This window comes from Micromonospora sp. NPDC005324 (assembly GCF_040607155.1).
Taxonomy (GTDB): domain Bacteria; phylum Actinomycetota; class Actinomycetes; order Mycobacteriales; family Micromonosporaceae; genus Micromonospora; species Micromonospora trifolii.
Map to the genome: position 1 here is coordinate 1 of NZ_JBEXGE010000082.1, position 9,789 is coordinate 9,789.

Sequence of the window (9,789 nt, forward strand, 5' to 3'; positions counted from 1 at the left end):
CGCAGACGGTGCAGGTGTCGGCCTACCCGGACGCCTACGCCCAGTGGGAGCAGCAGGCCACCGACCTGGTCGCCCAGCACTGGAACAGCTGACCCACACCACCCGCACGATAAGCACCCGCACGATAAGCACCCGCACGATAAGCACCCGCACGATAAGCACCCGCACGATAAGCACGCAGCACCACAGCACGACACCGACCGCTGGCCGGCACCCGCAACCCCCGGGTGCCGGCCAGCGGCCTTTGCGTAGTGGCGGGTCGCCGGTCGCGGTTCATCAGCCGCTGCCCGCTGAACTAGAGGTCCCGCGCGCGGCGTCGGGCCCTCGGCGGACGGGGATCGCGTCATCCAACCCGCATCCGCCCGCAGATCTTGGACACTTTCCGTTCCGTGCGAACGGAAACTGTCCAAGATCTGCATGGACGAGACGAGGGATCATCGGTCAGTCAGTTGGCCCCGCCCTGCACGGCAGGGCAGCACCTCCGCACGGCACCGACCGCTGGCCGGCACCCGCAACCCCGGGTGCCGGCCAGCGGCGTACCCCGGTCAGCTCTTGTGGTTGTGGGTGCGCCAGATATCGATCAGCGCGGCGACCAGCGCGAGCGCGATGATGCCGGTGGCGAGCATGAGGGACTGTTCGAAGGCGGTGGTCCAGTCGCCACGGCTGTCGGCCAGCGTGGAGAAGAACAGCGAGCCGACGGCGGCGATGCCGGCGGCGGCGCCGATCCGCTGGCCGGTCTGGAGCATGCCCGCGCCGCTGCCCGCCTGATCGACCGGCACCTCGGAGAGGGTGATCGTCTGGTTGGGGGCGATCACCAGCCCGCTGCCGATGCCGGCGACGAGCAGCGGGCCGGTGGTGACCCAGGGCGCCGGGGCGTCCGGGAAGAGGTGCAGTGCGATCACTGTGGCGGCCAGTCCGACGACCACGGTGAGCAGTCCGATGGCGACCAGTGGTCGGCCGAAGCGGTTGACGATGCGGCCACCGAGTACGGCGGCGGCTGCGGAGCCCAGAGCGAAGGGGGTGATGGCCAGGCCGGCGACGAGGGCGCTGTAGTCGAGCCCCATCTGCAGGAACAGGGTGAAGATGAAGAAGATCGCGGTGAAGCCGCCGAAGTAGACGAGCGCCAGGATCGAGCCCAGCGTGTACGACTGGAAGCTGAACAGTCGAAGGTCGAACAGGGGTTGGTGGTGGCGGGCGTACCGGCGTTCCCAGAGCCCGAAGGCGACCAGCACCGCCAGGCCGGCCGGGATGAGCGCCCACTTCCAGGGAGTCTTCCACTGCTGCTCCTGCACCAGTGGCAGCAGGACCAGGACCACACCGATGCCGAGCAGCAGGACGCCGACGGGGTCGAGTCGATGCCAGCCGCGTTGACCGGCGGGGCGGCCGGGCAGCAGCCGCCAGCCGAGGATCACCGCGAGGACACCGACCGGCACGTTGACGAAGAAGACCCAGCGCCAGCCGTGTTCCTCGCCGCCGATGGCGATGAGCAGCCCGCCGAGCAGCGGCCCGACGGCGGTGGAGATGCCGATGGTGGCGCCGAGCAGCCCGAATGGGCGGGCGCGTTCGGGCCCGCGGAACAGTTGCTGGATCAGCCCGATGACCTGGGGGTTGACGATGCCGGCGGCGGCGCCTTGCAGCAGTCGGGCGATGACCAGCCAGGTCGGGGACGTGGCGAGGCCGGCGAGCGCGCTGGTGACGGTGAACAGCGCGATGCCGAAGACGAACGCGTTGCGCCGACCGCGGGCGTCGCCGAAACGGCCGGCGGGCACCAGCGCCAGACCGAAGGTGAGCGCGTACCCGGAGAGGATCCACTGCAGGTCGCTCGGTGACGCGTGCAGCGCCCGGTCGATGGACGGCACCGCCACGTTGACGATGCTCACGTCGAGCAGCGTCATGAAGGCGGCGACGAGTCCGACGCCGACCGCCTGCCAGCGTCGTCGGTTCTCGGCCGCGGTCACCGGCTGCGGCGTCTGCGCCGCGCTCATCGTGCCCCCCGTCGACCCTCGGTGGTGCGTGGTTGACCGCTACCCGGGTCTTCGGGGGGCGAAGCGTGCCGGTTGGTTCCGCGGGTCACGCCATCTGGCGGGCGCAGAACCGGGGACCGAAGTCGAGGCCGGCCATCGGTGAGTCCTCGCGGTGCAGCAGGCCCTTCTCGGTGAGCAGGTGCAGGGGGCTGCCCACCTGCTCCTGGGTGAGCCCGGACTCCTCGGCGATCAGGTCCGGGTAGGGCACCTGCCCGCGTGCCTCGAGGGTGGTGACCGCCTGGTACACCCGTTGCTCGGCCTCCGACAGTTGCACCTGCTGCATGGTTCCTCCTTGTGCTCGTCCGCCACTGAGGTGGCGGTTGCCGTGCGCCGGTTACCCCATCGCTGCCCGAAGATGCACACCCGATCGGGCGGTCGCGACGGCGGGCGGGTCCGGCGGTCGGGCCGGGGCGGTGCCCTAGGCTGCTTCCGTGATCGTTTGGGATCTCGTCGTCGTCGGCGCTGGCCCCGCGGGGCTGTCCGCGGCACACGCCGCTGCCCGTGCGGGCGTGTCCACCCTTGTCGTCGAGCGAGCCGTGCACCCGCGGTACAAGACCTGCGGCGGTGGTCTGATCGGCACCTCGCTGGCGGCCGTTCAGGATCGGATCGAGGTGCCCGCGCACGACCGGGTGGACCGGGTGACGTTCACCCGCGACGGCCGTCGGGAGTTCACCCGCCGCAACGGCAGTCCGGTGGTGACGATGGTGCGCCGCGAGGAGTTCGACGACCGCCTGCGCGCGGCGGCGGTCGCCGCCGGCGCGCAGCTGCGGGAGCGGGTCGCGGTCCGCGCGATCGAGCAGGACCCCGAGGGGGTACGCCTGCGGCTGGCCGACGGTACGACGATCGCGGCTCGTGCCGTGATCGGGGCGGACGGCTCGTCGGGGGTGACCGGCCGGTACGTGGGGGTTCGGTACCGGCAGGTGGATCTGGGTCTGGAGTTGGAGATCCCGGTGCCGCCGGCCGAGCAGGAGCGGTGGCGGGGTCGGCTGCTGCTGGACTGGGGAGACATGCCGGGCTCGTACGGCTGGGTCTTTCCCAAGGGTGACCGGCTGACCGTCGGCGTGATCGCCGCGCGGGGGGCGGGGGAGGGGACCCGCGACTATCTGCGGCGGTTCGTCGACCGGTTGGGGCTGACCGGGTTGCCGGCGGAGCACGACTCCGGTCACCTCACCCGTTGTCGGGCGGAGGATTCACCGTTGCGCAACGGCCGGGTCCTGGTCGTGGGGGATGCGGCGGGGCTGCTGGAGCCGTGGAGCCGGGAGGGCATCAGTTTCGCGTTGCGCTCCGGCGAGCTGGCCGGGGCTGCGGTCGCGGGCGGTGACCTGGCCGGGTACGAGCGGGCGGTGGCCGAGCGTCTGCTGCCGGAGATGCGGGCGGGGTTCCGGCTGCTCGAAGTGTTCACCCGCCGCCCGGACGTGTTCCACGCCCTGTTGGCGACCCCGCCGGGCTGGCGGATGTTCGTGCAGTTCTGCCAGGGGCGGGCGAGCTTCGACGTGATGCTGCGCCGCCGCCCGATCCGGGCCGCCCTCGCGGTGCTCGACCGGTTGTCCAGCACGTCGCGCCAGGCCACCCCCGTCACCCAGGATCCTAGGACGCCTTAGAGGGTGTGTGCGCGGCTACTGGTGCCGGTCGGCCCGGCCGCCGGACAATCGGAAGCGGAGCAGGAGGAGGCGCTGATGACCGAGCAGCCGTTCACCGAAGACGATTACGCGTTTCTGCGCCACGCGCGGTTCGGAGAGTTGCCGCCCGCCGTCCGTCCCGACGAGCGGATTGCCCTGACCGAGACCGATCCCGGGCGCGACCGGCCGGAGGAGTCCGAGGACCCGATCCGCTGGAACGTGCAGGGCTGAGAACGCGCGACGGGCCGCGGGTGTCGCCACCCACGGCCCGTTCTGGATGCGGTTCGGTCAGAAGACCGGCACGCCCTCGCGTACCAGACGCCAGTTGGGCTGGAAGAAGTCGGCCGGGTCGATGGTCCCCCTGGCCTGCGCCCAGTCGATGAGCAGCTGACGGATCTCCTGCTGCGCGTTGTAGACCTGGGTCTTCACGATGCCGGGGAAGTTGCCACCGCCGCTGCGCCGGTAGTTGTTCACGGCCACCACGAACTGGGCGTTGTCGGCCACCGGAGCGTCGGTGCCGGCCAGCACCAGGCGGGTGATCCGCTGCCCGACCGGCTTGGAGATGTCGATGTCGTAGTCCAGGCCGGAGAAGACGTCGTAGTTGTAGTCCGGCACGGCCGGGTCACTGATCTGCTCCGGGTCGACCGGGGCGCCCGGCGCGAGGGTGCGGAAGAACTTCGCCGAGTACTCCAGGTACGCGCGCACCTCGGCCCCGCTGAGCACGACCGCCTCAAGGGTGTTGTCGTACACGTACAGGCCGGCCACGTCGCGGATCTTCACGTCGCCGGCGGGGAAGACGGCGGTCCGGCTGAACGGCGCCGCGATCGACAGCACCGGCAGGTCCGCGTACGCGGTGCCGGCCAGCGCCGCGCCGACCACCTCGGTCTGAACGTGGTTGATGAAGTCCAGGATCGGCGTGTCCCTGTACCGCGACTGGGCCGCCGACAACTCCACAGTCGACGTGGCGACGACCTGGTTGACGTACGCCACGGTCTTCTGGTGCTGGGCCCGCACGGCGGCGAGCACCTTCGGGTCCTCGACCACAGTGTTGGTGTTCAGCATGGTGGCGGCCTTCTTGGTGATCGTCCACCGGCCACGCTCACGGGTGAGGGTGAAGTCCATCCGGGTTAGCCGCTGGCCCCACTTCGACGGCTCGGAGAGCAGCACCTGCGTGCCGGTGCGCTCGTTGGTGACGAACCGCTCGACCACCTCGTTGTGCGCGTGACCGAAGAGGATCGCGTCGATCCCGGGGACCTGCTGGGCGATCAGCGCCACCGGGTTCTCGTTCGGCAGCTCGGGGCCGTAGCTGGAGGTGCCGCTGTCCCCGCCGTGCGCCGAGATCAGCACGAGGTCCGCGCCGCGGGCCCGCATGATCGGCACCCACTTCGCGGCGGTCGCGATCATGTCGTCGAAGCGCAGCTTGCCCTCGACGTTGCCCTTGTCCCAGATGGCCACACCGGGGTTGGTCAGCCCGAGGATGCCGACCCGCAGGGTCGGCGCGGCGAAACCGAGGGAGACCTTCTTGATGACGTACGGCAGGAAGGCCGGCTTGCCGGTCTTCGCGTTGACGGCGTTCGCGGCGAGCGCCGGGAAGCCGAGCTGACGGATCCAGAGGTCCAGCAACGGCAGACCGTAGTTGAACTCGTGGTTGCCCAGGGTCACCGCGTCGTAGTCGATGACGTTCATGGCCCGTGCCATCGGGTGCTTCTCCCCGGTGGCGGTGATCGGCTCCTGCTTGGCGTAGTACGTCGCGAGGGGCGTGCCCTGGATCGTGTCGCCGGCGTCGAGCACCAGCGTCGCCTTGCCGCGCCGCTCCCGACGGATCTGGTTGATCAGGGTCGCCAGCTTCGCGACGCCGATGTCGTTCTGCTTGCTGTCGTCGTACTCGGCGTCGCGGTAGTAGTCCCAGTTGTAGACGTTGCCGTGCGTGTCCGACGTGCCCAGGAGGGTGAGGTCCCAGGTGCGCGGCCGGGCCGGGCCGGCCGCCTGCGCGGGCGCGGCGGCGATCAGCGGGGTGGTCGCCGCGGCCGCCGCGGCGACGAGCACCTGGCGGCGCGACGGGCCGGAGGGAGAGGTCATGACGTGCCTTTCCATGGGGGTGGACGCGCCTCGTGAGCGCCTTGCGCACCATAACCAGCACCGGGCACTCCCGCCACGGCAGCCCCAAACGGCGCTCCGGTTTTCGGAGGCGGACGACGGGTAGGGCGGTAGAGAACGGTTCGGCGTAGCGAGGAGAAGAAAGTGAGTGACCAGCACACCCAGCAGGATCCGACCAGCCAGTACGGCGGGCAGTCCGGTCAGCCCGCGCAGCAGCAGTCAGCGCCCGGCTCGACCGCCGAGATGAACCCCAAGCCGGACCACGGCGAGGAGTCGTACCGGGGTAGCGGCAAGCTCGACGGCAAGCGGGCGTTGATCACCGGCGGGGACTCGGGGATCGGCCGGGCGGTCGCGATCGCCTTCGCCCGGGAGGGCGCGGACGTGCTCATCTCCTACCTCAGTGAGGAGGAGGACGCCGACGCCCGGGAGACGATCCGGCTGGTCGAGGCCGCCGGCCGGCGGGGCGTGGCCGTGCGCGGTGACATCACCGACGAGGCGCACTGCCAGGACCTTGTCGATCGGGCGGTGCGCGACCTGGGCGGCCTCGACATCCTGGTCAACAACGCGGCGTACCAGATGTCGCAGGACAAGGGGATCCTCGGCATCAGCACCGAGCAGTTCGACAGGGTGTTCAAGACCAACCTGTACGCCATGTTCTGGCTCTGCAGGGCCGCCATTCCGCACCTGGCCGAGGGGTCGGCGATCATCAACACGTCGTCGATCCAGGCGTTCGACCCGTCGCCGCAACTGCTGGACTACGCCACCACCAAGGCGGGGATCGCCAACTTCACCAAGGCCCTCGCCGCCGACCTGGCCGAGCAGGGCATCCGGGTCAACGCTGTCGCGCCGGGCCCGGTGTGGACGCCGCTGATCCCGGCCACCATGCCGGAGGAGAAGGTGAAGCAGTTCGGCACGGACACCCCGGAGGGGCGTCCCGGGCAACCAGCTGAGCTGGCGCCCGCGTACGTCTTCTTCGCCTCGCAGGAGTCCAGCTACGTGACGGGCGAGATCCTGGGGGTCACGGGCGGTCGACCGACCAAGTGATCCGCCGTCGGGTGGGCGCCCGCTCGGGGCGCCCACCCGGTCAGCGGGGCCAGGCGGCGAAGCGTTGCCGGATCTCGGCGACGTCGGCGGCACCCAGGCCGTACCTGCCGAAACGCTGGTCGGAGAGCCGGTCCAGGTAGCGGCCGGCGGCCCGCACGTCGTCCGGGTCCAGCGCGGGGTCGACCTGCCGTGCCAGCACCAACAGTTCGGTCACGTCGTAGTGGTCGAGGGCCGCCGCCACGTCGATGAAGTCACGGACCTCCCGACGGTTGACCAACGCCGCGATCTTGTTCGCCACCAGGTCACGGACGTCCATCACCGGGCCGAGGTCCATCACCACCGGGCTCTGCTGGCGGTCCAACCGGGCGAGGCTGAGCCGGATCTGCCGTCCGTCGCGGCTCACCAAGAAATCCTTCATGTCCTGCTCGTACCCGTCGAACAGCTCGGCCAGCTCACTGTCCGGGTCGGCGTCGCTGACGATGAACCCGGCCCGTTCCAGGGCCACCCGCACCCCTGCCGACGCCGCCGCTGCGGCGCCCTCCACGTCCGCGAAGAGGTCGACGTCCTCCGTCGGTCGGGCGACCAGCCCGTGCGCCGCCCACGCCACCCCACCACCCAGAACGAACCGGTACGGCCCGGCGGCGGCCAGCGCCACCCGGGCCACCTCCCGGTAGAACTCGTGCAGATGAGGTTCGGTCACGCCGCGCGCAGGCCGCGGTGCCGGCTCTCCCACGCCTGGCGTACGCCCCGAGGCAGGTTGAGCAGTCGCCACACCCGACGCAGCGTCCGCCCGTTGATCAGAGCCCGCAGATCCTCGGCCCGGGTGGTCTCGCGCAGCACGTTCTCGTACATCCAGAGCAGCTGGTCGGGGTCGCCGAGGTCGAAGGTGCGCTCGGCGTTCCACATCAGCCGTACCGGCAGCTCCACCACACCCCGGGTGGGGCCGGCCAGCTCGGTGAGCGTCCGCGCCACCACAGCGGGGCGACCCGGGCGGGCCAGGAAGGCCACGCCGGTCGCGGTGGGGGAGACGGCCTGCATGGTGTCAGGGTAACGCCCACCAAAGCCGGTGTCGCTCAGGTCGATCCCAGAGCGCCGCTCCAGGCGCGCCGGCATGTCCCCGCCCGGCGGCGGATTCTGTCCGGTTTGTGGGGGCTGGTGCGTCCGGGTTGGTCGTGATCGACTCGGGTTTCATGATGTCGGGGTGTCCGGGTGTCTGGGATGCCCCGACTTCCGTGTACCCGAGTGGATCAGCCGAGTGAGGGTCGATTCGACGCCGTGGACGGGGCGTGGTGTGGGTGGTTTGGTCGTTGGTGGGTGGTTGTGGGTGGTGACCGGGCGCACCTTCGGGCTGGAATCATGGCGGGGTCGGGGTCGTTACATTTCCTGACGATCGCAGTACCACCGACTCGCCGCCCGACCCGCGGGGGCTGGTCGCGCAGGTTGGAATGCCAGCCTCCACCCGGTCGTTGCAGTCCCCCCGCGAACGACCGACGGGCACCGCCTCGTTGAGGGTGCCGGCAGGTGGGCCACCCGGAATGACCCCGGCCCCCGGGTCGTTACACGAACGAACGAACGACCGCCTGGCACCGCCGCGACGACGGCGCCGGCTGGATGGGCCGCCCCCGGAATGACCTCGGCCCCCGGGTCGTTGCAGTCCCCGCGAACGACCGCCTGGCACCGCCACGATGAGGGTGCCGGTAGGTGGGCCGCCCCCGGAATGACTCCGGCCCCCGGGTCGTTACATCTGGACCCCGGCGCCACGAGCCCCTGCTCGCCAGGCCGCCGACACCGACGCCTGACAGGCGTCACCCCGCAAGACTTTCCCCTTGCATGTGCAGCGCCGGACGAGGTGCTCACACCCTGCCGCCGCCCCCTCTTGGCGGTTGGGTGTTCTACCCCCGAAGGAGCTACCCCTGATGAACACGATTTTCCGTAAGAGCATGCTGTCTGTTGCTGGTCTCGCGTTCGCCGGTGGTGTGTTCGCTGGCCCGATCGCCGCTCACGCCGCCACCCCGGCCGATGGCAAGCCGGTCGCCGTGACCGTGCAGCAGTCGGCGCCGAAGCCGCAGGGCGAGCAGTCCCACATCACCGTCAACGACGAGCAGGCCGCCAACGTGAAGGCGATCATCGCCGCGACGAAGAAGGCCGGCCTGCCCGAGCGGGCCGCGGTCATCTCGATCGCGACGAGCCTGCAGGAGTCGAAGCTGGAGAACCTGGGCCACCTCGGCGACATGAATGATCACGACTCGTTGGGCCTGTTCCAGCAGCGCCCGTCCAGTGGTTGGGGTACCCCGGAGCAGATCACCGACCCCGCCTACTCGACGACCGCGTTCCTGAAGGGTCTGAAGCAGGTTGATGGGTGGCAGGACATGCCGCTGACCGACGCGGCGCAGACGGTGCAGGTGTCGGCCTACCCGGACGCCTACGCCCAGTGGGAGCAGCAGGCCACCGACCTGGTCGCCCAGCACTGGAACAGCTGACCCGCAACCACCCGCACGATAAGCACCCGCACGATAAGCACGCACGCAGCAGCGCCGCACGACACCGACCGCTGGCCGGCACCCCCAACCCGGGGTGCCGGCCAGCGGCGTTTCCGTTGCGTGCGGCAGGGACATGTCACTGGCCACTGGTCATTGTTCGCGGATGCCGCGCCGCTGAGTGTCCGCCGGAAGTGGATGCCGCGCCGCTGAGTGTCCGCCGGAAGTGGATGCCGCGCCGCCGGAAGCGGATGCCGCAGTCGGGTCGGTGGCTGCCAGCAGATCTTGGACACTTCCCGTTGCGTGCGAACGGAAACTGTCCAAGATCTCGCGGGGGGCATGGCCGAAACGCGGCGCGACGGCGGATGTCGAGGTCGTGAGGCGACCGGCGGTGCAGCGATGGGCCTGAGGGCACCCGGCCCGGCGAGGGCGAGGGCGGGGGCGGGGGCGGGGGAACAACGCGGGTGGCGGGCTGGTTGTGGAGGGTGTCGGTGTGACTCAGTGTCCCCGGGCCTCACCTAATATCGC

General features: G+C 70.5%; 9 protein-coding genes. 4 read left to right on the forward strand and 5 right to left on the reverse strand.

Features of this window, described 5'->3' with window-relative positions:
• Positions 1-545 precede the first annotated feature (545 nt).
• Together ABZS40_RS35720 and ABZS40_RS35725 are read right to left on the reverse strand one after the other, a co-directional pair.
• Positions 546-1,985: an MFS transporter gene (locus ABZS40_RS35720; RefSeq protein ID WP_354949064.1), complete on the reverse strand. Its 1,440-nt coding sequence runs from the start codon at positions 1,983-1,985 to the stop codon at positions 546-548.
• 85 nt (positions 1,986-2,070) lie between these two features.
• Positions 2,071-2,307 (reverse strand): hypothetical protein, encoded by a 237-nt coding sequence (locus ABZS40_RS35725; RefSeq protein ID WP_112587077.1) that lies wholly within the window; start codon positions 2,305-2,307, stop codon positions 2,071-2,073.
• Positions 2,308-2,455: 148 nt separating this feature from the next.
• Here ABZS40_RS35725 and ABZS40_RS35730 point away from each other — a divergent pair, with 148 nt between their 5' ends.
• Positions 2,456-3,625, forward strand: coding sequence for a geranylgeranyl reductase family protein (locus ABZS40_RS35730; RefSeq protein WP_354949066.1), 1,170 nt, complete (start codon positions 2,456-2,458; stop codon positions 3,623-3,625).
• A 75-nt stretch (positions 3,626-3,700) separates the two neighbouring features.
• A complete protein-coding gene (locus ABZS40_RS35735) occupies positions 3,701-3,874 on the forward strand; it encodes a hypothetical protein (protein ID WP_354949068.1) in 174 nt (57 codons plus the stop codon).
• A gap of 57 nt (positions 3,875-3,931) precedes the next feature.
• On the opposite strand, the gene ABZS40_RS35740 is transcribed toward ABZS40_RS35735, so the two are convergent.
• Entirely contained in the window at positions 3,932-5,722 is a 1,791-nt protein-coding gene (locus tag ABZS40_RS35740) for a 5'-nucleotidase C-terminal domain-containing protein (RefSeq protein WP_354949070.1), read from the reverse strand.
• Positions 5,723-5,983: 261 nt separating this feature from the next.
• Here ABZS40_RS35740 and ABZS40_RS35745 point away from each other — a divergent pair, with 261 nt between their 5' ends.
• Complete coding sequence (locus ABZS40_RS35745) at positions 5,984-6,784, forward strand: SDR family oxidoreductase (RefSeq protein WP_354949077.1); 801 nt, start codon at positions 5,984-5,986, stop codon at positions 6,782-6,784.
• 40 nt (positions 6,785-6,824) lie between these two features.
• On the opposite strand, the gene ABZS40_RS35750 is transcribed toward ABZS40_RS35745, so the two are convergent.
• A complete protein-coding gene (locus ABZS40_RS35750) occupies positions 6,825-7,484 on the reverse strand; it encodes a nucleotidyl transferase AbiEii/AbiGii toxin family protein (protein ID WP_354949071.1) in 660 nt (219 codons plus the stop codon).
• Positions 7,481-7,822 (reverse strand): hypothetical protein, encoded by a 342-nt coding sequence (locus ABZS40_RS35755; RefSeq protein ID WP_354949073.1) that lies wholly within the window; start codon positions 7,820-7,822, stop codon positions 7,481-7,483. Before ABZS40_RS35755 ends, ABZS40_RS35750 begins: the two co-directional genes overlap by 4 nt.
• A gap of 878 nt (positions 7,823-8,700) precedes the next feature.
• Here ABZS40_RS35755 and ABZS40_RS35760 point away from each other — a divergent pair.
• Positions 8,701-9,264: a hypothetical protein gene (locus ABZS40_RS35760; protein ID WP_354949075.1), complete on the forward strand. Its 564-nt coding sequence runs from the start codon at positions 8,701-8,703 to the stop codon at positions 9,262-9,264.
• Positions 9,265-9,789: the final 525 nt, after the last annotated feature.

Bases quoted from the DNA above. Each gene is read 5' to 3' on its own strand.
- ABZS40_RS35720 (WP_354949064.1), bottom strand. From the start codon at position 1,985: ATGAGCGCGGCGCAGACGCCGCAGCCGGTGACCGCGGCCGAGAACCGA.
- ABZS40_RS35725 (WP_112587077.1), bottom strand. From the start codon at position 2,307: ATGCAGCAGGTGCAACTGTCGGAGGCCGAGCAACGGGTGTACCAGGCG.
- ABZS40_RS35735 (WP_354949068.1), top strand. From the start codon at position 3,701: ATGACCGAGCAGCCGTTCACCGAAGACGATTACGCGTTTCTGCGCCAC.
- ABZS40_RS35740 (WP_354949070.1), bottom strand. From the start codon at position 5,722: ATGACCTCTCCCTCCGGCCCGTCGCGCCGCCAGGTGCTCGTCGCCGCG.
- ABZS40_RS35745 (WP_354949077.1), top strand. From the start codon at position 5,984: ATGAACCCCAAGCCGGACCACGGCGAGGAGTCGTACCGGGGTAGCGGC.
- ABZS40_RS35755 (WP_354949073.1), bottom strand. From the start codon at position 7,822: ATGCAGGCCGTCTCCCCCACCGCGACCGGCGTGGCCTTCCTGGCCCGC.
- ABZS40_RS35760 (WP_354949075.1), top strand. From the start codon at position 8,701: ATGAACACGATTTTCCGTAAGAGCATGCTGTCTGTTGCTGGTCTCGCG.